This is a genomic window from Corynebacterium sp. HMSC05D03, from assembly GCF_001807205.1.
GTDB lineage: Bacteria > Actinomycetota > Actinomycetes > Mycobacteriales > Mycobacteriaceae > Corynebacterium > Corynebacterium aurimucosum.
The window spans coordinates 93,612-115,969 of sequence record NZ_KV788177.1 but is presented as its reverse complement, the minus strand read 5'-3'; the positions used below and the strand labels follow the sequence as shown (position 1 = coordinate 115,969).

Here is a 22,358-nt window from a genome sequence, read left to right as displayed (position 1 = left end):
CTGCTAGGCTCGTGCGTCATGGCACTGTGTGATGCGCCGATGCTTGTCGACGGCGGCCTCGGAACCCACCTTGAAGCCCAGGGGCATGACATCTCTGGCCCGCTGTGGTCGGCGCGGGTGTTGCGGGAGAACCCCGCGCTCATTGAGTCTGCGCACGTGGACTTCTTCGCCGCCGGCGCGCAGGTTGCTACCGCGGCCTCCTACCAAGTCACCTTCGATGTGCTTGGTGAAGAAGCGGAGAAGCTTCTTCGCCGCAGCGTCGCAGTGGCCCGTGAGGCGGTGCGAGTGGCCGTCGACAAGCGCACTGCCCATGGTGATCTGCTGGTCGCTGCATCCATCGGCCCCTATGGCGCGGGTCCGGGGAAGGGGACGGACTATGACGGCGCTTATGATCTGCGTCGCGGTGAGCTACAGCGCTGGCATGCCCGCAGGGTAGCGATACTTGCGGATACGGACGCCGACTTCCTCCTTGCGGAGACCATTCCCAACGTCGATGAGGCGGCCGCATTGCTCGAGCTCTTTGAGGAGCAGCCTAAGCCCTTCGCACTGAGTATTACCGGCGCCATCGCGGCGGACCCCGAGAAGCTCTCGCGGGTTATTGAGCTTGCCAACCAGTCGCCGCGACTGGGAGCCCTGGGCGTAAATTGCGTCGACCCATCACGGGCATGCGCGGTGGTGAAGCAACTGCGAAGCGGGACCGATAAGTCGCTTCTGGCCTGCCCCAACAGCGGGGAGATCTGGGACCACGGCGCTTGCGACTGGCGTCCTGCTCCCGTCGGCGCTATGAAACTGACCGACGCAGCGGTGGAGCTTCAGGCTGCAGGCGTTAGCTTGCTGGGCGGCTGTTGCCGTGTGGGGCCTGCCGAGATTCGGCAGTTGCGCAGCGTCATCAGTTAAGCCGGGGCCGGCAATGCCGAGAAAAACTGTGGCGCGGGAGATAGAGTGTTCCTATGAAAAAGTTTCCTCTACTCGCCGCATCCGCTGCACTTCTCATCACAACGCTGTCCGTGCCCGCCGCCAACGCTGAGCTGACCCAAACTGAGCGGGACCAGTTCCGCACCGATCCCGTCGGGGCGATTGCTTGGCAGGCTATTAAGGGCTCCTCGGAATACGTGCGTGCCGATGGCAACACCATGATGGCCGCGTCCTTCTTCTCCATGACTTCGCCTGGGGAGAGTATCGGCCTGCCAGCCCTGGAGAACTGCGCCGAGCGCGTCGGCTCCTCTTCGCCGGCAGGCGGTGTGCGCTACGTGGCGGCTGCCTTGTGCGCAACCTTCGACCGGAATGCCCGCAGTCAGGTGCAGCGCGGTGACTTTGGCTACGCGCCGCTGGGCTAAGCCGCGCCGTATTGAACCGCGCTACGTCACGTAGTGCGTAGCGCATAAATCGGGTGGCGTGTGAAGGAGGATGATGCACAAGCACGTTGTGATCATGGGAGTCTCAAGCTGCGGTAAGTCCACGGTCGGGGAGTTGCTAGCGCAGCACACCGGCCTGCCCTTCCAGGATGGGGACGATATGCACCCGAAGGCCAACATCGAGAAGATGGCCTCGGGGCAGGCGCTTGACGACGATGACCGGAAACCCTGGCTCGAATCCATCGGCCGCTTCCTCGCAGACCAAGAAGGTGGCGCCATCGTTGGTTGCTCCGCGCTCAAGCATTCCTACCGCGAACTCATTCGCACCGCAGCGCCGGATACGGTCTTCGTGCACTTGCACGGCTCCTATGAGCTGCTCAAAGAGCGCATGAGTCAGCGCTCCGGGCACTTTATGCCTGTATCCCTGCTTGATTCGCAGTTCGAGACCTTGGAGGAACTGCGCCCAGAGGAAGCAGGAGTGATGCTCGATGTCAGCGCTACGCCGGAGGAACTTGCCGCCGCGGCGGCCGAGTACTTGCGGGCTTAGCTGGTGCTTCCTGACTTAAGTCATGGGTGGATGAGCAACGCCACTCTTGCACTGCTACTTGGTGTTGTTCGGCGGTGGGGTGGGATTGTTCCCGCACTAAAATGGCCTAAGTCTGAAGGGCGTCCTGCAGAAGGCATCTGGCAAAAGGCATCTTTGGGTCTAAAAACGCCATCTGCGATAAGTAAATGGCGTTTTCAGCCGTGAAAACGCCTTAGGACTGATGCCTTTTGCCAGACGCCTCCAGCATGTCAATGAAGGCACGTAAATGTTGCACGTTGCGAGGGGAGCGAAGAAGGCATTCCGTTTCGCAAAGGCAGATACGTGCAGTGCACTTCGGAAACGGCCGTAGTGACCCGGCTTAGGTCATTGGCGGGTGAGCAACGTTTCTCTCGACACTGCTACCTGGTGGTTTTCGGCGGTGGGGTAGGATTGTTCCGCACTAAAATGGCCAAGTCAGGTTTCAGGGTTAGCTGGTGCTTTCGAGATCCTGCCGCTGCTCCAGCTGCGGCACTAGAGCAGCGCGGCAGCACCGTAGAAGATAAGGACAATGCCGAAGCCAATAGAGGAAATGAGTGCCTGGTTTACTGTCCACGTCCGCAGTGTGGTCGACACATCCATGCCCATGAGGCGGCCCACGAGCCAGAAGCCCGAGTCATTGACGTGGCTGCCAAAGACCGAGCCAGCCGCGGTGGCCAGCGTAATGAGGACCAGTTGGATTTCGTTGAAGCCACCGGCCTCCACTGCAGGCGTCATGAGCGCGGCGGCCGTGGTGAGGGCAACGGTGGCTGAGCCTTGCGCCAGGCGCAGGGCGACCGCGATGAGGTAGCAGGCCAAGATAACGGGGACGCCGAGGCCGGACATAGAATCCGCGAGGGCATCACCAATGCCGCTGGTACGCAGCACCCCGCCGAACATGCCTCCGGCACCGGTGATGAGGATGACGGAGCAAATTGGGCCGAGCGCAGACTCCATGGTCTTCTCAATGGCGCTTTTGCCTTCCCCGCGGCGCAGGCCCAGCACGGCCATCGCCGCAAGCGTGGTGATGATCAGCGCGATCGGGGTCTGGCCTAAGAAGATGAAGAAGCGCACCCAGGCGGCGGAAGGATCGACAACGCCAGCCGTGCCCAAGGTGGTCAACCCGGTATTGCCAAAGATGAGGACCATGGGGATGAGCAGGATGCTGATTACTGAAGCCGGGGAGGCCGGGCGATCCGGCAATTCGGCATCGCTGACCAGCGCACCGGTTATGGCCTTCTCAAGGCGGTAGGGGTACTTCTTGCCCAAGTGAAGCCCGAAACGGTAGCCGGAGAGATACCACGTGGGCAACGCGATGAGGAGGCCGAAGATAAGGATCAGGCCGATGTTCGCGCTGAAGAACTCACCTGCTGCGACGGGGCCTGGGTGCGGTGGCACGAAGACGTGCATGACGGAGAAAGCACCGGCCGCAGGAATGCCATAGGCCAGGACTGGGCCATCCAAGCGCCTGGCAACGGCGAAGATGACCGGCAGCATCACCATGAGGCCTGCATCGAAGAAGATGGGAAAGCCCATGATGAGGGAAGCCACGCCGAGTGCCAAAGGGGCCTTGGCCTCGCCGAAGAGTTTCACGAGGGCGTCGGCAAGCGTTTTGGCTCCGCCGGAGGTCTCTGCCAAGCGCCCGATCATGGCGCCCAAGCCCACCAACAAGGCTACGGAACCGAGAGTCGAACCGAAGCCGCTCGTCATGGTGGGAACCACGCCATCCAGCGGGATTCCGGCGGCCAAAGCAGTCAGCGCGGAGACCGTGACAAGGGTGACGAAGGCGTGCACCTTGAAGTGGATGACGAGGATGAGGATGACGGCGATGGCCGCCACCGCAATTCCTAATAGAGGTCCGGTGCCCAGCGTGGGCTCCCAAGTGTCCATGACATTCATGAATGTTGATTTTACGTGCGCGGTGCGTGGTGATCTAGAGCTCACGCGCTGTAGTTGTGCGCGTGATTGACGGTGCTAGTCCACGCCGAGTGCCGGGCCCACCATGGCCCAACTGATGGCTAGCTCCCGGCGGAAGAGCCCCCACGTGTGGCGTCCAGCCGGAAGCTCGTAGTAGTCAAGATCAACGCCAGCGGCGGTGGCACGCTTGGCGTAAAAGGAACTGCACCAGTAATCCAAGCGTTCGTTGAGTCCCAAGGCTGGGAGCGGTGAGTCCTCAATATCGACATCAAAGTCTGCCGGGCCGCCGCGGGAGACGATGACAAAGGTCTTCCGCCCCTTTTGGTGATCGAGGTTGAGAACCGGCGAATGCTGCGCCCACGCCGGATCCCACGGCGCGCCGAAAGAACGAGCTGGGTCCGTACCGTAGAAAGCCGCGCTTACCCATGCGAAGGACTGCGCGAGGATACCTGTGGTCGAAGGGCAGCCGGAGAAGGAACCAGCAACCTTGAACCGCGGATCAAAAGTGGCAAGCTCCAGCGCTGGGCCGCCCGAGTTGCTCACGCCCGCGATGCCGTCGCGGCCGTTGCCGTGAAACTCGGCGTCGATAAGCTGCGGGAGTTCCTTGGTGAGATAGGTGGCCCACTTGTATTTTCCGTGGGTGTCATGGGGCTGCGCCCAGTCGGACATCATCGAGCCATAAGCACCGCGGGGTGATACGACATTCACGTGCTTGTCGCGGAAGAACTCGGAAGCTCCGCCACCGTCCCACCACAGTGCGTCCTCGCCTCCGCCGGCGCCGCCCAGCAGGTAATAGGTCGGGCGAGGCTGAGTATTCTCTAATCCTCCCAGAGGAAGAATGATGTCGTTGGTGATCACGCGGTCCATGGCCGGTGAATAGGCCTTAAGCTCCCACACGTTGTCTTGGATATGCCGCAGTTCGCGCAGTTGTGCCGGTGCGGTGGTCGCGGGTGGGCGCGTAGCTTCTGGTGCGACCGTCGGGATTCTCACTTGCTGAAGTAACTTCCCCCAAGCAGCGAAGATATTATCGGCAAAGAGTACTGGAGCTAGTGGGCCCAGGGCTATGGGATCGAGGGCACTGGAGTGTTGATCGATGTTGGCGATATCGCTGCTCATCGCATCTGGCGCCTGTGCGTGCGCCGGGTGAGCGTGAGTGGGGGAAAGGATCAGCCCCACTGAAAGAAGGCCCGCTAGTGCGGTGCGAGAGAAATGCATTGGTTCACAATAGCCAACTAATTGTGTACCGCGAAATGCCGTCTGCGATATGAGAGCCTCGTGAAAGAGCCGCTGGGCACAAAGAAACCCCGACCGCGTATGGCGGTCGGGGTCCTCTCACTCTCTCACTGCCGGACTAAGCGCCGGCGGGCTGCACTCTCTGTGAAGCGGGCGTGGGGTGTTCCTTAGAACAGGCCCTCAGCCTTCTTGCCGGTGTCCTTCACGGTGATCTCGCGGGAGTCAACGTTCTGGTCGTTGTCGGTGGAGTTATCACCCTTCAGGCGGGAAATCTGGGTCACCTCGATGTAGTTCTTCAGGCGGCCTTCCTTGGTGTTGCCGTCGCCGAAGTCCAGGTTGGCAACGCGAGCGCTCTCGCCAGCGTTAATCGGGTTGGCCAGGGTGACCTCGAAGGAGCGGGTGGAGGTCTTCTCATCGAAGCCCAAGTCGCGGATGTGCGCACCGTTGGAGGAGCGCGGGGTGATGAGGCGGTCAACGCCCTTCGGGCCCTCAGCGGTCTTGACGTCAACGCGGTACTGGACAGCTGGGAAGTCGCCGTAGTAGCGCTCGGTGCCGACGTTCTCCAGGCGGAGAGCAACGGTGCCGGCAAAGCCTGCGTGCTTAGCGCCGGAGGTGGTCAGAACCGGCTTCAGGTCCAGCTTCTGCTTGGCCTCATCGGTCTTGCCGTTATCAAGGTCCTCCTGGACCTTCTTGTCGGCTTCCTCTTCCTTCTTACCCTCAGCCTCGGACACGGCCTTCTCCTCCGGAGCGACCTCGTTGTCCTTGATGACCTCGGCGTCAGCCTCCGGGGACTTCTCTTCCTCAACAACCTTCGGGTCGTTGACGTCGGTGGTGTTCTGAGCGTCCTTGTTTGGAGCGTAGGAATCAGCGATGTCGTCGTAGAGCTTGACGCGAACCTCGTTCTTCATCGGCTGCATTGCGGACCAGAAGGTCGGGGTGGACCAGGTGCCGTTCGGCTTGCAGTACTGCTGGGTACCGGTCATGTTCAGAACGCGGAAGCCGTAGGTAGCTTCACCGGTGTGGTTCGGCGGAACATCGTACGGGCCGATGGACTGGCCAGCCTCCCAGGACAGGGAGTAGGACGCGGAAGCACCGAGCTTGGTAGCAATCTCGTGGGAGACGCCGAAGGAGCCCTCGGAGTTCTTGCCGGAGCCCTTGCCGCCTGCGTTCATGGAGGTGGTCTCAGTGCGGTCACCGTTGACGGACAGGGTGATGGACTGGGACTTGGACAGGTCCTGCTGCAGCGGGATGTCCTTCTTGGTCTGGTTGGTGGTGGAGATGGTGCCTGCTGGCATGAAGTTATCGGTCACCTTGTAGACCACGGTGCGGTGGTCCTCCCACGGGTTGCAGACCGGGCGCGGGTTGAGCACGTTGGCCTTCATGTGGTCGGAGCCGTGGGACGTGTGAACGATGGGCAGCTTGGCGTTCACAGCCGGGGTCTCTGGGTAGGACTCGGTCTGGGTAGCTGCGGAGGCAGCCGGCGCGATGAGGGCAGTGCCTGCAATCGCGAGGCCGGCGATGAGGCCGGCGGTGCGACGACGCTTGGTCATTGTTGTTCTCCTGGATGAAAATTTTTGGGGCAATGTGGTGACGCACTGCGGTGGCGCTGTAGGAGCGCTGTTGTGCCCAGTGCGTGACGTGTTGCAACGATAAGACGCTTTTCAGGATCGCGCACCCTTAGAATTGTTAATATTTTTGCCCATGGAAGTACATTTCGATCGGGTGGGTCTGAAGTGAACATTTCACTAAGAAATTTGCGCCAACCTTGGTTTTGTCACAGTAGACCGTATTCTGGGAAAACGTCTCTTTGACCGTTCGTTCACAAACTAAAGAATGACCCCATCGAGGGGTGCTTAAGGGGTGCGTTAGGGATGGGCGGCGGGTGGTTTGGCCCTGAGGGGGCAGGGATGTGGGCGCAGCCGTAGGCTTCTGAATTAAGGGATTTCTTAAAGGGGCTGCGTCATTCTTCTTCGATCTCCGGGTCTTCCGAACGGGCTTGCTCGAAGACCTCTGCCGCGGCGCGCAGATTAATGGTGCCGATGATGAGGCCGACTACGATATCCGGCCACGGGCTTGCCCATGCCAGCATGAGAAGGCCGGCGCCAAGAATGAGAATGTTGGCGGCAACATCGTTGCGCGCGGCCAACCAAGCACCGCGCGTGAGCGCGCTGCCGTGACGCAGTTGCAGCAATAACACCGCGCAGAGCAGATTGATGAGCATGGCGGCTACGGCCGTGCCGGAAAGCGTGAGCGGCTCGGGCACGGCGCCAGTGACGATCTTCCATATGGCCATGGCATAGGATGCCACGGCAGGAATCAGGATGAGTCCGGCTAGGCCATAGCTTGCTTTGCGGCGCCGAGTCCAAACTTATTTTTCTTATGAGCGGTTGTGTATTAGTCGACGATGGTGACGTCGTCCTCGCGGCGGTGCCTTTCGCCGGCGAAGCCACCGAAGGCTGTAATGAGCGCGGTGGCGGCCAGGATGATAATTCCCGGTGTAGAGCTAGGCGTGTCATTGGAGGCGTTCAGCGCGGTAGCGAGGAAAGGCAGCAGTCCCGATACTGCCGACGCGATATTGGCAGAAATGGCCACCCCGGAATAACGGACGTTAGCCGGGAAGATCTCTGAGAGTAGGACGCCCGACACGGAATAGGTGATTGTAACTAGGGACAGTCCAATGCAAACAGCAAGCGTGAGTAGTACAGCATTGCCGGTATCGATCATCGCCCACAGCGGCCACGCCATGATGGCGGTGGCAAGCGCGCCGTATCCGATAACGCGACCGGGGCCAATCTTTTCGCCGAGGCGGCCGAAGATGATGTTGATAAAGATCTGGCACACAGCGCCGAGGAGGGTGGCGTTCACGACGGTCTGGCGCTCGAAGTCCAGCGTGGTTGTGGCATAGGAGAGGACGTAGGTGCTCATGACGAAGAAGCCGCCGATTCCTAGGAAAGCTGCCGCAGAGGCGAGGCATAGTTGTGGGAAGTGTTGTGTGAAAAGCTCCTTCAGGGAGCCTTGGTGCGCGGCTTCGTCTGCCTCGGCCTCCTCTTCGAGTGCTTTGTAGACCGGGGATTCCTCAGCCTTCGAGCGAATCCACAGTGCTACTGCCAGGAAGGGGAAGGCGATGAGGAAGGGGATGCGCCAGCCCCATGAGCTCACCGCGTCATCACCGAGCATGAGTACAAGCGCGAAGGCGCCGGAGGAGAGCAACGTACCGGCGGGGGAGCCGATTTGCACGAAGGCTGCGTAACGGCCGCGCTTTTCTGCCGGCGCGTGTTCGATAGCCATGGTTGTTGCACCACCCCATTCGCCGCCGACGGCGACTCCCTGGAGCAGACGCAGGATGACCAGAGTGATAGGTGCCCAGATGCCAATGCTGTCAAAGGTGGGCAGGAGGCCAATGACTCCGGTGGCTACTCCGATAACGACGATGGAGATGATAAGGGCTGGTCGGCGCCCCATCTTATCGCCAATTTGCCCGAAAATAACCGCGCCGAGTGGGCGGGCGAGGAAGCCTACGCCGAAAGTGGCGAAGGAGGCGAGGGTGGCGCCGGTGCCCGACATTCCAGAGAAGAAGAGTTCGTTGAAGACGAGCGCGGCGGCGGTGCCGAAGAGGAAGAAGTCATACCATTCGAGGGCTGTGCCGACGAATGCGGAACTGGCGATGCGGAAGACGTCCTTTGAGTCGACCTTGATTTCCTCGGCGCCGGATTGGGCCGAGGCGGCCGGCGCTGCATGGGTAGTCATATCGAGGTGCTCCTTATGTGAAATGCATTACCTTTCTATGGAACATTAGGTGCGCGTCACCTTGGGGTGAATGGGGCGGAGAGTTTTCTATGCATTGCCCCACTGGCCGAGTGCTGTGGTTGTGTCTGTGCACAAGTGCTATCGGGCAGTGCGATGGAGTGCTAGCAAAGCTCGCGCGGCATCCTTTGGGCGAGTGATGTCAAGACCGGTGAGCTCGTTGACGTGTCGTAGGCGGTTGAGCACGGTATTGCGGTGGCAGTGCAGCGCTTCCGCGGAATCCTTGATGGACCCGCAGTCCAGGTAGGTGGTGATGGTCAGGTAGAGCGGCGCGTGGTGAAGCCGTAACTCGGCGATTGTCTGGGTGAGCTCCGTCATGCCGCTGGCGGTGAAGTCTGCGAGGGCATCCCCGGCGACGGCCCAGAGTGCATCGGGCGCTACGGTGAGTTGGTTCAGCGGCCCGGTGGCGTCGAAGATGTGTGGTGCCTGATGTGCAGCCGCGCGCGCTCCGGCTAGTCCGGTGACGTTGCGAAAGAGCACCCCGGAAATATCTGCCAACTCTTTGGTCCTGCGTCCTGTGGAATGGCTGATGGGGCACTGTTCACTGGGCCAAAAGGCCACAAACATCCCGCGCACACCGTGGCCGAAGGCCTTGCCGGAGGAGATGGGTTCGTCGAGAAGTGCGCGCAACTCCACCGCCGCAGTGGGGTGGGCCACCACGACATCGAAGTGGCAATCGGCATCCAGGTTGAGCGCGCGGGTGATTTCCGCAATGCCGAGCGTGCCCAGTGATTCGGCCGCAAAGAGCCTTTCCAAATGTCGGGCGTGGGCGCGGTGCACGTCGTGCTGCCCGCGCGCTTCTTCTAGGCGGTAGGCGTCGCGTACCACCAGGTTGTACATCGTCACAACGGAATGCAGCTGGGTCACGTGGTCGATGAGCACTTCCTGGTCCGCGCCGGCGGCCCGGCGTAAATGCTCCCAGAGGACCGTGAAGTCGAGCTGGATGGCGTCGATCAGCGTTGCTAATTCCACACCCTGGTGTGCGCGCCGCCGACCCAGGCTCTGCGCGTGGGCGCGCAGCTCCTCCTCATCCATCGCGCCGACCAGCACATCGGAGATGCGAGCGAGGACCTCAAAGGCTGTAAGGCGTAGCTCGTCCTCGCTCACTAGTGAGTCGCCATAGCGCCCTGAGCGGCTAAAGGCGGTGAGGAAATCCTCCACCAGCCGGGGGATGGTGCCCTGGACCTCCGCAACGATATCGTGCCAGCGTTGTTCGTGCATGTGCACAACGCTACACGGTGGTCACTGGTGAATTGCCCTCACTGCGGGGCGGTGTATCACTTCTACGTTTAACCTGTGGGGGCAGACACAGCACGTACCGCGTGCAGTTCGTTGGAGAAACAGGAGAACACAGGAGGACGCATGATCACGCGCATCGACAACGCCCACATCCTGACCCAAGACCCTGCGCGGCCAGTCACGGATGCGGTGGCCTTTGCCAACGGGCGTATCCTGGCAGTGGGGCAGGCCGCCCGCGACCTGCCCGCTGACCAGGTGTGCGATGCCGGCGGGCGCACGCTGAGCCCTGGTTTTAATGACGTGCATTCCCACACCGTGTGGTTCGGCCAAACGCTGCTGGAAGTCGACCTCTCCCGGGCCACAACGCCAGAGGATGTCTACTCTGCATTGCACGAGGCCGAGCCCAACCCCGACGGTTGGGTAGTGGCCGCAGGGTTTCGCCCCTCCGGGCTGGATGCGCCGGTGGAGATAGAGCAGCTTGACCGCGTGACCGGCGGGGCTCCGCTGCTCATCAAACACAACTCGGGTCATGCCTACACGGTGAACACCGCGGCCCTGCACGCGGCGGGCGTTGACCCCGCCAACCCGCCGGAGGTGGAAGGCGGCGAGTTCGTTTGCGATGCCGATGGCCACTGCACTGGGCTGCTCGACGAAAACGCTATGCGCGCTATCCAAGAGGTGACACTGCCGGAATCCGGCGAGGAGATTGCCCGCGCCCTGGAACTGGCCACGCGCCGCTACCTCGAACGTGGACTGACCTCTGTCACGGATGCCGGTGTGGCTGGCGGCTGGATTGGGCACAGCCCGCGCGAGATTGCGGCCTATCAGAACGCCACCCTGCACACCCGCATGCAGGTGATGGTGACCATGGATGTGCTCCACGAGATTTCCGGACACGCCTCCGACGGGACCGGCTGGGGACTGGATGGCGGGCTGCGCACCGGTTTCGGCGATGAGTGGCTGCAGATCGGGCCAGTGAAGATTTTCAGCGATGGCTCCCTGCTGGGAACCACTGCTGCGCTGAGTGAAAACTATGCTTGTTGCTCCCACCACGGTTACTTCCAGGGTGACCCAGAACAGATGCGCACCCGCGCGTTGCAAGCGGCGAATTCTGGCTGGTCACTGGCCATCCACGCCATTGGGGATGCCGCGGTAGATTTTGCGATAGAGACGCTGGAGGAGGCCGTCGACAAGCATGGCGTGCCCGCCATGCCGCACCGCATCGAACACGGCGGCGTGGTGCGCCCCGACCAGATTGAGCGCCTGCGCGGCAAGCCCATCGTGGTGGTGCCACAGCCGCTGTTCATTCAGGCCTTCGGTGACGCGATGGCGGATGCCCTCGGCCCAGAGCGCACCGCGTGGAGCTACCCGGGCAAGCGGCTTCTCGACGCCTCCCTCATCCTCCCCGGCAGCTCCGATCAACCCGTGGCACCAGGCGTGCCCCTGGAGGTCATGCAAGCCTTCGTGGAGCGGCGCACCGCCTCGGGCCGGGACTACGGGCCTAAGGATCGTCTGACCCCAGCCGAGGCGCTCTACGCCTATACCGCCGGTTCGGCCGCGGCGACGGGCTGGGCCGGGCGCAAGGGGCAGGTGATGCCGGGGCAGCTGGCGGATTTTGTACTGCTTTCCCAGGACCCGCTGCAGACTGATGACCTTTCCACCATCGACGTGGCCGCCACCATCGTGGGCGGCGAGCTGCGCTACGGAAGCTTTTAAGGAGTAGAAATGCGAGCAACCACCAACGAACAATTCCTGGCCGATTTCCAAGCCATGTCCGCCAACGGTGCCACCCCGGGCGGTGGCGTGGAGCGCCAAGCCGCCAGTGCCGGCGATAACCTCAACCGCGCCTGGTTCCACGAGGTCCTAGAGTCCCTCGGGGCGCGCGTCATCTATGACGAGATTGGCAACCAGTACGGACTCTTCGAGCTTGCCCCCGGCGCCGAGTACGTGGGCCTGGGCTCACATCTGGATTCGCAGCCCTTGGCCGGCCGTTTCGACGGTGCTTATGGCGTGCTGGCTGCAGCCCATGCTGCCGGGCGCGTGGCGCAGTCGGGTGCCAAGGCGCGCTATAACCTGGCGGTCATTAACTGGTTCAACGAGGAGGGCTCGCGCTTTGCGCCCTCCATGATGGGCAGCTCCGTGTTTGTGGGAACGCTGGCGCTTGACCGCGCCCACTCCGCCACCGACCTTGCCGGCGTCACCGTGGCGCAGGCCCAGGAGGAAGCCGGATGGGCCCCGCGCGGTGAAGCCCCGAAGCTCGCGGCCTATGCGGAGATCCACGTCGAGCAAGGTAAGGAACTTGAAGCTGCCGGCAACACGATTGGCCTGGTTACCGCCACGTGGGGTGCGAAGAAATTCCAGGCGGTGGTCTCCGGTGAACAGGGCCATACCGGTTCCACTCTGATGGCCGATAGGAAGGATGCGCTCTTCGGCGCCTCCCTCATTATTGCTTCAGTAGAGCGCCTCACCCACGAATTTGCCGAAGGCCAGCTGCAGGCTTCGGTCTCGCAGCTAACACTGGAGCCGAACTCGCCCGTGACCATCGCCCGCGAGGTGCGCTTCAACGTGGATGTGCGCTCAGCCTCCACGGAGGTGCTGGAGAAAGCCCAAGCGCGCCTGCAGGAGATCATCGCCGAAGCAGAGGAGGAATCACGCACCTCGGTCGAGCTATCCCCAACGCACGAGTGGGCACTCAACCCCTACCCAGCAGCCGGCGTGGCGCTGGCCCGGGAGGTCGTGGAGGAACTGGGCTACTCGCACCAGGAGATCTACACGGTGGCCGGCCATGACTCGACCAACCTCAAGGAGGTGGTGCCGACGGTCATGCTCTTCATCCCCTCCGTCGACGGCATCTCACACAACGAAAAAGAGTTCACCACGGAGGAAGACTGCGTGGCTGGGCTGGACGTGCTGGCGCACGTGGCGCAGCGCCTCGTGGAAAACGGTTGCGGGGAGGATTAGGCCCCTAGCGCGGCCCTGCACTAGTCATCCGCGCTAGTCCTCATCACTCCACGGCACATACCCGAAAGCCTTCAGCGCGGTCTCGAACCCACGCTTCATGGTGGTTAACTCTTCCTCGCTGAACTCATAGGTGCGCAGGCGCGCCGGGCCGGTGAGGGGGACGTGGAGCAGGAAGCGCCGGCCTTCCTCTGTGATGCTGCACAGGCGGCGGCGCAGGTCCTCTGGATCATCGTCGATGGCAATGAGATCGTCACGCACCAAGCGCTTGACCGCCTGCCCGATGGTGGCGGGCTGCCAACCCAGCTCCTTGCGCAGTTGCAAGATGGGAATGGGGCTCTTTTTATCGATCAGCCGGAGGAGCGAAAGGTGCGAACCGGTGATGCCGTACTCGCGGCGTGCTTCGGTATCGAAGCGCGCGCGGGCGCGCTCGAAGCGGCGGTATTCCGCGATGGTCTCATCGATGAGGTCAAAATCCGTCACGTGATCAAGCCTAAGAGCTCGGGGTTGGTGGCCGCAAATGTTTATAGCGGCAACTCTATCCAAAAGTGGAGGGATCGATAGGGCGTTGCGAACGGGGGAGCTTTTCTACTACGAGGCGGTACGAGTCCGTCACGAGTTCGGCCAGAAGTTTCGGGGTCAGCTGGGGAGCTGGGTGCACCGACACCCAATGTCTCTTATTCATGTGGTAGCCGGGCGTGATGAAGGAGTGCTCGCTACGCAACGCTTCTGCATCCAGGGGATCGGCCTTGAGGATGGCCTGCTGGCGGCCAGTGACCGCAGTGAGAAGGAGGAAGACCTTGCCGCGCACCTTAAACACGTCCCAGTCTGGTCCAAAAGGATGCGTCAGCGTGGCGCCAGGGAGTTCCATGGCGTGGGCGGTGGCACTGGAGTGAAGGTCCAGGGCGCTGGAGCCGCTTGAGCAGGAGTTCATGTGAACCAGACTAGGTGAAAACACCGTTGGGCCCCGTCCTCCGATTCCTCGGGGAGGGGCCCAACGGCGTCTCTATCAAGTCCCTCCAACTATCAGCCATTGGCCGCCCTCTGGAGGGTGAGGGGTTCTCTCTCTCGCATGCGCTCTCTCAAACGCACAAGACAAAGTATGGCGGGCGGCGCTGGAATCACCTTGTGCTCTCCCTGGCAGTTTTCTGCTAGTCAAAACTGGCCCTAATCAAAGCGTGCGGGACGCTTCTCCAGAAAAGCCATGACGCCTTCCTTGTGCCCGTCCGAATCCATCTGCGCGTACTGCGTGGGCTCCTCCCACGCGAGCTGCTCATCGAGCTGCCCTAGGGCTGTGCGGTTGATGGCTTCCTTGGCCTTGGCAAGGGCATCGCGCGGCGCGATGTGCAGGTGCTGCGCTAGCTGCAGCGCGGCCTCGAGGGCGTGGCCCTGGTGCGCGCGTTGGGCGACGATCCCAGCTGCCTCCGCTTCGGCGACGCCGAGCTTGTCCTGGAGAAGTGCCAGTGCAAGTGCGCGGTGGCGCCCCACGGAGGCGAGGGCGGTGAGGCTCACGCCGCCGTCGGGGATGAGGCCAATCTTGCCGAAAGGCAGCGTGAAATAGGATTCTTCACCAGCGACGATGAGATCACAGGCGAAGGCTAGCGAGGCACCTGCGCCAGCGGCAGCACCTTCGACCGCAGCGATGACGGGAATCTTCGCGGCTTGGATTTCGGTGACGAGCGCATTGAGCTGGGGCAGCATGGTTGACTCGGCGGGGTTCGGCGCTTCGCCGGCAGCGTCTGCCGCGGCTGCCGCCTGTGCTGCAGCCACGAGGTCCGCACCGGCACAGAAGGCGGTCTCATCGCCAGTGATGATGAGGGCGCGCACGGAGGGGTCAGAGGAGGCGGCGGCAAGCGCTGCAGAGAGTGCGAGACAATGCTCCTTGGCAATGGCATTGCGCCGCGCGGAGTTGTTGATCTGGGCTATGAGCGCTGAGCCTTCGCGGTGGGTGAGGATGGCGTCGGTCATGGATTAGTCCTTAACAAGCTCGGTGAGGGAGGAAATGATGCGTGCGGCATCGGCGGAAATGCGAGAGACGATGTCAGAACACGGAGCGACATCGTGGATAAGTCCCTGCGAGGTACCGCAGGTCCACACGCCGGCATCCAAATCACCAGTCTCGTAGACGGCACGGCCGCGCTTACCGGCGACGAGGTGGCGGATATCCTCGAACTCAGCGCCTTGGGCAAGGCGCTCAGCCACCTCGTCGCTTATGGCGTTTCTGGCCACGCGGGTGGAATTGCGCAATTCTCGGAGGATGAGCTGGGTATCCAGCTCGCTGCGCTCCACGATGGCTTGCTTGACGTTCTCGTGTACTGGAGCCTCGGTGGAGGCCATGAAGCGGGTTCCCATGTTGATGCCTTCGGCGCCTAATGCCAGTGCGGCGGCTAGCCCGCGGCCGTCCGCGAAGCCACCCGAGGCCACGATGGGAATGTCCAGTTGGTCGGCGGCGGCGGGGATGAGGACGAGGCCCGGGATATCATCCTCGCCAGGGTGCCCGGCACATTCGAAGCCGTCGATGCTGACGATGTCCACGCCGACTTTCTGGGCGCTGAGCGCGTGCCGCACGGAGGTGCACTTGTGGATGACAGTGATGCCAGCATCCTTGAAAGCCGGCATGTGGTCCTTGGGGTTGTTACCGGCGGTTTCTGCGATCTTCACGCCTTCCTCAATGATGACGTCGCGGTACTCCGCATAGGGCGGTGGGGTAATTGCAGGGAGCATGGTGAGGTTGACGCCGAAAGGCTTGTCGGTGAGCTCGCGGGTGCGGCGAATCTCGTGGCGCAGATCCTCCGGGGTGGGCTGAGTGAGCGCGGTGACGACGCCGAGGCCACCGGCGTTAGATACGGCTGCGGCGAGTTCGGCACGGCCGACCCACTGCATGCCGCCTTGGATGATGGGATGCTCGATGCCGAGCATCTCGGTAACACGGGTGGAAATCATGAGCGTTGTGCTCCTTCGTGGTGGGAAAGCGTGGGGGAGTGATGACTGAGTTCCTGAACTAAACGTTGGTGAATGGCTATTCGGAAAAATGGGAACGTAGTCGCTCGATAAGGTCATCGGATAGGGCGATGGGGCGGCGCGCGGAGACGTCGATAAGCACCAGCGTCGCCGTGGCAAACACGCACGGGGTGCCATCCTGAATGAGTTCGTGGGCGACCTGGTAGGAGGTGGTGCCGATGCGGGAAATCCACACCCGTGCCTCGATGGAATCGGTGTAGGTGAGCTCGGCCTCGTACTGTACTTCGAGGGATCGCACCACGTGAGCGTAGGTATCGGTGGCGACGGGGCCGGTCAGTGCGGCGGCTGCGCGGACGCGTGCTTCCTCGAGGAGGGTGACTATCGTGGCGTTGTTGACGTGGGCGTTGGCGTCTTGGTCGGACCACCGCAAAGCGAGGGGCACCGGGATGGCGTTGGCGGGCGCGCGCATTGTTCCTCCTGGGGCGAACGGGTAGAGTGATGCACATTACTATACATGCGAATTGTGGTTCGTTGCTCGAATCGTGAGGAGAATGCCATGACAGATCTGCTGGGAATCGATGCCCTTCTGAGCGAAGAAGAAAAAGCCACGCGTGACCGCGTGGCCGCACTGGTGGATGAGCACATCCGCCCGCACGTGGCGCAGTGGTACGAGGACGCGGTGCTGCCGGAGTCGATCTTCCCGGTGCTCGCGGAGGCCGGTCTGTTCGGAATGCATCTGGAAGGCTACGGTTGCGCCGGGCGCACTGCCGTGGAATACGGGCTGGCCATGCAGGAGCTAGAGGCCGGCGATTCGGGGATTCGCACGGTGGTCTCGGTGCAAGGATCGCTGGCAATGTCGGCGATTTATAAGCACGGCTCGGAGGATCAAAAGCAACAGTGGCTTCCCAAGATGGCCGCCGGCGAGGTCATTGGTTGTTTCGGCCTGACGGAGCCGACCGCGGGCTCGGACCCGGCGGGCATGGCGACGGTGGCGCGCTACCGCTCTGGTGAATGGGTCATTGATGGTGCGAAGCGTTGGATCGGTCTGGCGAGCGTGGCCGGGGTAGCCATCATCTGGGCGAAGGTTTCTGAGGAGGACGCGGCGGCTGCCGGGGTGGAAGCGGGCGTGCGCGGGTTCATCGTGCCGACGTCTACGCCAGGCTTTAACGCCACCCCAATTACCCGCAAGCTGTCGATGCGCGCTTCCATTCAGTGCGATATTGAATTGGGCAGCGTTACTCTGCCTGCTGATGCACTGCTGCCCAAGCATCCAGGGCTCAAGGGTCCGTTTATGTGCTTGAACGAGGCCCGCTTCGGCATCAGCTTTGGCGCTTTGGGCGCTGCTCGTGATTCTTTGGAGGCGGCTCTGGCCTATGCCAAGGAGCGCAAGCAATTCGACCGCTCGCTGGCGTCCTTCCAGCTCACCCAGCAGAAGCTGGTGGACATGGCGGTGGAGCTGAACAAGGGGCAGTTGCTGGCACTGAACCTGGGCCGCGCCAAGGATGCAGGCACGCTGGAGTCTTATCAGATTTCGGTGGGCAAGCTGGCTAACTGTCGCACCGCCATCGACATTTGCCGCCAAGCCCGCACCATCCTGGGCGGCAACGGTATCACCGCGGACTACTCGCCGCTGCGCCACGCCGCCAACCTGGAATCAGTGCGCACCTACGAGGGCACCGATGAGATCCACACGCTGATTCTGGGGCGCGTGCTGACGGGGGAGCAGGCGTTTAGTTAGCTTCTGGTGTCCTTCGGCTTCGGGGCGTTCGGATCGATTGGGCGGCCGTCAGCGTCCAGATCGTTGAGCTCGGCCAGTTCGGTGAAGTCGGCCTGCGCGTCGGCGAAGCCTTCCTCCGGATCAATTTCATCGAAGTTGCGGATGGTGCCGTCGCGCTCGTCCTTGAACATGTCCTTGCCGTAGACGACGAGCACCATGATGATGCCGGCAGCGAAGCCCCAGGCGGCTCCCTGTGTAGCGAGAACGCCGGCGGTGACACCTGCGATGCCAAGATCCTTTTGGTTCTTGGATTCCATGATGCCCACGCGCACGGACACGAAGCCCTGGATGATGAGAGTCAGCGCCAGACCCACCGGCAGGATGGGCTCAACGAAGGAGGTGATCGGCAGCAGCAGAAGACCCACGTTGGTGCCCCAACGGAAGGAGCCCGCACCGCCGAAGATGGTGCGCATGGCGCGCTTGCCCTGCTTGTAGCGCTCGACGATGACCACGTGCATTGCCGCCCACAGCGGGCCACACATGGCGACGTCCGGTCCGATAATGGACATCAGCATGTTGCGGCCACCAAAAAGCAGGTGTGCGCGCGACGGGCTGTAGACCACGGCCTCGTCCGTGCGGACGTGGTCGGCTTCTTTGAGCACTGCGTTGGCCTGCAGGACGTCACCGAAGACGACGATGTAGGCAGCCAGCACCGTGGGGATGGCGGTAAGGAACATGTGCGCCGGCGGCAAACCAACGCCGAAGACGGTGTACTCAGACCACAGAGTGATGAAGTCCGGCTTGGAGAAACCCCACTCCACGTCCGGCCAGGGGGCCTCGCCCGCCAGCGGCGCGACAAAGACCGCGACGAAGATAGCAGGCAGGATGCCTAGCGAAGCCAGGAAGCGCCAGCCGGCGGCTTTCTGTCGCAGGGCTTGGAAGCCACGGGAGTACATGAGGAAGAAGGCCACGGCCACCGCGATGGTGATGGTAATGGGGAAGGAGTGGAAACGTCCGCCTTCCTGGAACACCGAGATGATGGCAGCGATACCAGCGCCAAGGACGATGCCGGAGCGCAAGCCAGAGGGGATGAGGCGGACGACCTTCGATGCCCATCCCGTTATGCCTAGCGTTAAGGAGAATATGCCCAGCATGAGCTGGAAGCTGATCAGCGCCCAGATGCGCTGCTCACCCTCCGGGAAGGTCTGGATGTAGACCGTCAACAGTGGAATGGCCGGGGTAATCCAGCCGGGGACAACTGGGTCGCCCAGGATGTGGTGGGTGAGGTAGAGAAGGCCATTGAGCATGACGACGGCCAGCGCCGCTTCGTAGGGCATGCCGAGGGCCTCGGTCATCAGGGGGATAGCGCCCAGGTCGACCACGCACATAAACAGGCCTTGGGCGAAGTCCGGCCATTCCATGCGGTAGTGCACGAAGGGGAGGCGGACATCGAAAGGCCCCATCTTCCAGTGGGGCGAAGCTTGACCGATGCCCTGGTCTTCAGGTTCGGTGGCTTCGGTGGTTTCGGCCATGACGGCCTCCTTTCAAAGAAAAGGGACCAAGCCCAGCGGGCGTGAAGCGCGCGGGGCTTGGTGAGGAAAGGTGAGAGATTTGTTGAGGTTTAGCCGAGCTCTGTTTAGTCGAACTCGATGATCTGGCGCAGGGCTGCACCGTCGGAGAGGCGGTCCATGGCGGTGTTGATGTCCTCGAGCTTGATGTGATCAGAGATGAGGGCCTCTGCGTTGAGCTTGCCCTCACGCCATAGCTGTTCGTACTTCGGGATATCCTTCGACGGAACGGAGGAACCCAGGTAGCAGCCGTGCACGCGGCGTGCTTCACCGGTCATTACGAGCGGGTCGATGGTGATGGTGGAGCCCGGTGCCGGCAGGCCAACGGTGACGGTCAGGCCGCCCGGTGCGGTGACCTTGTAAGCGGTCTCCAGTGCCTTCGGGTGGCCGGCAGCCTCCACGACGGCGGTGAACTTCTTGCCAGACTCTTCGGCTTCCTGCGGGGTCATGGCGGAGGTGGCGCCGATTTCGAGGGCCTTCTCGCACTTGTCCTTTTGCATGTCGATGCCCACGATCTCCTTCACGCCGAGTGCAGCGGCGGTAATGATCGCGGCCATGCCTACTCCACCGAGGCCAACGACAGCGATGCTGTCCTCCGGCTTCGGATCAATCTCGTTGAGGACGGCGCCGCCACCGGTGAGGATGGCGCAGCCGAGGATAGCGGCGATGTCCGCCGGGACATCGGAGCCCACCGGTACGACGGAGAGCTCGGAGACCACGGCGTGGGTGGCGAAGCCGGAGACACCGAGGTGGTGCTGAACCGTCTCACCGTTGCGGGTGAGGTGGCGGGTGCCGCGGATGAGGGTGCCCTCGTTGTTGGTCTTGGAGCCAACCTCACACGGCATCTTGCCGTCGGTCTTGCAGCCGGCACACTCGCCGCAGCGCGGGAGGAAGGTCATGACCACGTGGTCGCCAACCTTGACGTTGGTAACACCCGGGCCGATTTCCTCGACGATGCCGGCGGACTCGTGGCCTAGCAGCATCGGCAGCGGACGGGGGCGGTTGTTGTTGACCACGGAGAGGTCGGAGTGGCAGAGGCCGGCGGCGGTGATCTTGACCAGAATCTCGCCCTCGCCGGGAGCGGAGAGCTCGAGCTCGCTCACGGTGATGGGCTGAGAGTCGGCGTAGGGGCGCTCATCGCCGGAGCGCTCCAGAACGGCGCCGCGAATGGTAATCGTGTCAGACATTGATACCTCCAGACATCGGATGGGGTTAATGCATCGCAATGTACGCCACGTCACGTCGGAGAGGGCGAGAACAGCATGGGAAAAACTACACCCAATATATGCGCAGGTGGAGAATTCTCTACCTACTGAGTGTGTGGGCTCGCAGCGCCACAAAGATATCGAGCCCGCGCTGGCCCACGGCCCACTCATCTCCCATGAGCTCAGCGATCCGGTCGAGTCGCTGGCGCACCGTATTGGGGTGGATAAACATGGCGCGAGCTGTTTGCGGGATGCTGTGGCCGGAGAGCAAGTAGTGGTGCGCGGTATCGGTCAGCTCCGTGGAATGCTCTGCGTCATAACGCACCAACGGGCCGATCGTGCGCGTGGACAGCGCGCTCAACGCCTGCGGGTCCGCGCCCAAGATGAGGCCGACGGTGCCCAAGGTATCTTCGGTGACTAAGCGGCCTTGTACGCCGAGCGCTAAAGCTGACTCCAAGTAGGCCATAGCGGAATCGTGGGCGCTGCGTGCCGAATCCAGCCCGTCGAAGCCGATGGCAGAAACCGTCAAGTCAGAAAACTCAGACAGCAGCGGGGCCAGTGCCTTATCAATTGCTCGATCCGGCTGGTACAGCACGCACACGTGCTGGTCGTGGTGTGTGATAGCGGCATTTCCCGGCAGAAGGTGCTCTAGTTGCGGGCGAGTTGGCAAACTCTTTGCCGAGTGTAAGCCGACGAAATAGAGCTGTACCGAAGAATTCAGGCTGATTCCCGTTAGGTGGCGCAGACGAGCGATCTCCTCGCGCCCAGCATTACCCAGAGCCACGGCGTAGACGAGGTCATCGACTTTGCGCGCGGTGGCGTCGACAAGCGCTTCTGCAAAAAGAGCAATCGCAGTAAAGGCAGCGGAGGCATGGCTGATGACGCGCAGTTCGGCATCGCTGAGCTCTTTGTCCACGCCAATCGTGCCTAAGGCCCGCCCGTTGAACTCCACGGGGAAGGTACTGGTTGGGGGAGTGTTCGGGGCACCTTCCGTGGTCCACAGCATCACCGGTGCATCGAGGCTTTCAGCCAACACGCGTTCGAGTTCCTCAAAACTCGCGTTATTCATCAGCACGTGGAGCAGCTGCGTGTTGACGTCATTGAGCCACTGCAGTTCTTCGACATGGCGGCTGAGCGCAATCTGGGAGCGGGTCAACTCGGCCACGGATTCGCCTTGGCTCTCGATGACTTGCGCATTCTCCAGCGCCACGGAGGTAATAGAGCCGAGCACCTCGAGGGCCGCGATCTCCTCGTGCGTGTAGTGGCGGGGGTGGCGGTCGCCCACCAGCAGCGCGCCAATCGTGCGCCCGGCGATGCGGATCGGGGCGCCGAGGATTCCGCGGATTCCTTCGGCTTCTACCGCGCGGTCCACGTAATCCACGTGCGTGACGTTGGGATCTGCGGAATGGTCATAGGTCCACGCTGGGCGGTTGGTGGCGGCCACGATGCCGAGGACTCCGGAGCCCATCGGCATGTTGATGGTGCGGAATTCCTCCGTGACGACACCGCTGGTGGCCAGCACCTTGGTAAAGCCGGTGTCCTCATCGTTGAGGCTGAGATAGCCCACGTCGGTGCCGATGGTGGAGCGCGCGTGGCGCACGATGGCCTGGAAGATATCAGTGGATTCGCGGCCGGAGTTGAGCATGTGGGAGACGTCGAGCAGTTTGGTCGACATCACCCGCCATGTGTGGTTGGCGCGCATGGTCTCCTCGATGGCCCGAAGCGCGCCAAGCTCCTCGGCCGCCAATTGCTCGCGCAGCTCGTCGGGGACACGGGTGCCGCTGGCGAGATGGGAGAGTACGGGGCCGAGGAGAGACATGCTCCCTAGTTTAGGAGGCT

General features: G+C 62.3%; 20 protein-coding genes. 6 read left to right on the top strand and 14 right to left on the bottom strand.

Translation table 11 applies throughout. The features are described 5' to 3' along the window. Positions 1-18 precede the first annotated feature (18 nt). The 3 genes from mmuM to HMPREF3147_RS06830 all read left to right on the top strand — a co-directional run bounded on the left by mmuM (position 19) and on the right by HMPREF3147_RS06830 (position 1,902). Positions 19-897, top strand: coding sequence for a homocysteine S-methyltransferase (gene mmuM, locus HMPREF3147_RS06840; protein ID WP_070446285.1), 879 nt, complete (start codon positions 19-21; stop codon positions 895-897). Positions 898-950: 53 nt separating this feature from the next. Beyond that, entirely contained in the window at positions 951-1,337 is a 387-nt protein-coding gene (locus HMPREF3147_RS06835; RefSeq protein ID WP_070446284.1) for a hypothetical protein, read from the top strand. A gap of 73 nt (positions 1,338-1,410) precedes the next feature. Then, complete coding sequence (locus tag HMPREF3147_RS06830; protein ID WP_070446282.1) at positions 1,411-1,902, top strand: gluconokinase; 492 nt, start codon at positions 1,411-1,413, stop codon at positions 1,900-1,902. 510 nt (positions 1,903-2,412) lie between these two features. Here HMPREF3147_RS06830 and HMPREF3147_RS06825 read toward each other — a convergent pair. The 6 genes from HMPREF3147_RS06825 to HMPREF3147_RS06800 all read right to left on the bottom strand — a co-directional run bounded on the left by HMPREF3147_RS06825 (position 2,413) and on the right by HMPREF3147_RS06800 (position 10,092). Beyond that, positions 2,413-3,807, bottom strand: a complete 1,395-nt coding sequence (locus HMPREF3147_RS06825; RefSeq protein ID WP_070446280.1) for a GntP family permease — start codon at positions 3,805-3,807, stop codon at positions 2,413-2,415. Between the two features lie 84 nt (positions 3,808-3,891). Then, a complete protein-coding gene (locus HMPREF3147_RS06820) occupies positions 3,892-4,824 on the bottom strand; it encodes an alpha/beta hydrolase (protein ID WP_070446588.1) in 933 nt (310 codons plus the stop codon). 410 nt (positions 4,825-5,234) lie between these two features. Continuing rightward, a complete protein-coding gene (locus tag HMPREF3147_RS06815; RefSeq protein ID WP_070446277.1) occupies positions 5,235-6,617 on the bottom strand; it encodes a hypothetical protein in 1,383 nt (460 codons plus the stop codon). A 410-nt stretch (positions 6,618-7,027) separates the two neighbouring features. Then, positions 7,028-7,384: a cation efflux transmembrane domain-containing protein gene (locus HMPREF3147_RS06810; protein WP_256364860.1), complete on the bottom strand. Its 357-nt coding sequence runs from the start codon at positions 7,382-7,384 to the stop codon at positions 7,028-7,030. 77 nt (positions 7,385-7,461) lie between these two features. Then, entirely contained in the window at positions 7,462-8,814 is a 1,353-nt protein-coding gene (locus HMPREF3147_RS06805; protein WP_070446275.1) for an MFS transporter, read from the bottom strand. Positions 8,815-8,952: 138 nt separating this feature from the next. Next, positions 8,953-10,092, bottom strand: a complete 1,140-nt coding sequence (locus HMPREF3147_RS06800) for a helix-turn-helix domain-containing protein (protein ID WP_070446273.1) — start codon at positions 10,090-10,092, stop codon at positions 8,953-8,955. Positions 10,093-10,233: 141 nt separating this feature from the next. On the opposite strand from HMPREF3147_RS06800, the gene HMPREF3147_RS06795 reads away from it, so the two are divergent. Continuing rightward, positions 10,234-11,826 carry an amidohydrolase gene (locus HMPREF3147_RS06795; protein WP_070446271.1) on the top strand — a complete coding sequence of 531 codons (1,593 nt, stop codon included), beginning with the start codon at positions 10,234-10,236 and terminating at the stop codon, positions 11,824-11,826. A gap of 9 nt (positions 11,827-11,835) precedes the next feature. After that, entirely contained in the window at positions 11,836-13,071 is a 1,236-nt protein-coding gene (locus HMPREF3147_RS06790; RefSeq protein ID WP_070446269.1) for a M20 family metallo-hydrolase, read from the top strand. Between the two features lie 33 nt (positions 13,072-13,104). On the opposite strand, the gene HMPREF3147_RS06785 is transcribed toward HMPREF3147_RS06790, so the two are convergent. From HMPREF3147_RS06785 to HMPREF3147_RS06765, 5 genes are all read right to left on the bottom strand, one after another. Further along, the gene (locus tag HMPREF3147_RS06785) at positions 13,105-13,551 is read right to left on the bottom strand and encodes a MarR family winged helix-turn-helix transcriptional regulator (protein WP_070446267.1); all 447 of its coding nucleotides are present in this window, start codon (positions 13,549-13,551) and stop codon (positions 13,105-13,107) included. A 55-nt stretch (positions 13,552-13,606) separates the two neighbouring features. Continuing rightward, positions 13,607-14,002 (bottom strand): MmcQ/YjbR family DNA-binding protein, encoded by a 396-nt coding sequence (locus tag HMPREF3147_RS06780; protein ID WP_236659315.1) that lies wholly within the window; start codon positions 14,000-14,002, stop codon positions 13,607-13,609. 233 nt (positions 14,003-14,235) lie between these two features. Next, positions 14,236-15,036: an enoyl-CoA hydratase-related protein gene (locus tag HMPREF3147_RS06775; RefSeq protein WP_070446263.1), complete on the bottom strand. Its 801-nt coding sequence runs from the start codon at positions 15,034-15,036 to the stop codon at positions 14,236-14,238. Positions 15,037-15,039: 3 nt separating this feature from the next. Further along, positions 15,040-16,011 carry an NAD(P)H-dependent flavin oxidoreductase gene (locus tag HMPREF3147_RS06770; protein WP_070446261.1) on the bottom strand — a complete coding sequence of 324 codons (972 nt, stop codon included), beginning with the start codon at positions 16,009-16,011 and terminating at the stop codon, positions 15,040-15,042. A 76-nt stretch (positions 16,012-16,087) separates the two neighbouring features. After that, positions 16,088-16,498, bottom strand: coding sequence for an acyl-CoA thioesterase (locus tag HMPREF3147_RS06765; RefSeq protein ID WP_070446258.1), 411 nt, complete (start codon positions 16,496-16,498; stop codon positions 16,088-16,090). Between the two features lie 87 nt (positions 16,499-16,585). Here HMPREF3147_RS06765 and HMPREF3147_RS06760 point away from each other — a divergent pair, with 87 nt between their 5' ends. Continuing rightward, positions 16,586-17,767 (top strand): acyl-CoA dehydrogenase family protein, encoded by a 1,182-nt coding sequence (locus tag HMPREF3147_RS06760; RefSeq protein WP_070446256.1) that lies wholly within the window; start codon positions 16,586-16,588, stop codon positions 17,765-17,767. Here HMPREF3147_RS06760 and HMPREF3147_RS06755 read toward each other — a convergent pair. The 3 genes from HMPREF3147_RS06755 to HMPREF3147_RS06745 form a co-directional block, all read right to left on the bottom strand. After that, positions 17,764-19,278 carry a permease family protein gene (locus HMPREF3147_RS06755; RefSeq protein ID WP_070446254.1) on the bottom strand — a complete coding sequence of 505 codons (1,515 nt, stop codon included), beginning with the start codon at positions 19,276-19,278 and terminating at the stop codon, positions 17,764-17,766. The two genes, HMPREF3147_RS06760 and HMPREF3147_RS06755, sit on opposite strands and share 4 nt — an antisense overlap. 104 nt (positions 19,279-19,382) lie before the next feature. Next, positions 19,383-20,501: an alcohol dehydrogenase catalytic domain-containing protein gene (locus tag HMPREF3147_RS06750; protein WP_070446252.1), complete on the bottom strand. Its 1,119-nt coding sequence runs from the start codon at positions 20,499-20,501 to the stop codon at positions 19,383-19,385. 118 nt (positions 20,502-20,619) lie between these two features. Continuing rightward, positions 20,620-22,338 (bottom strand): helix-turn-helix domain-containing protein, encoded by a 1,719-nt coding sequence (locus tag HMPREF3147_RS06745; protein ID WP_070446250.1) that lies wholly within the window; start codon positions 22,336-22,338, stop codon positions 20,620-20,622. Positions 22,339-22,358 lie beyond the last annotated feature (20 nt).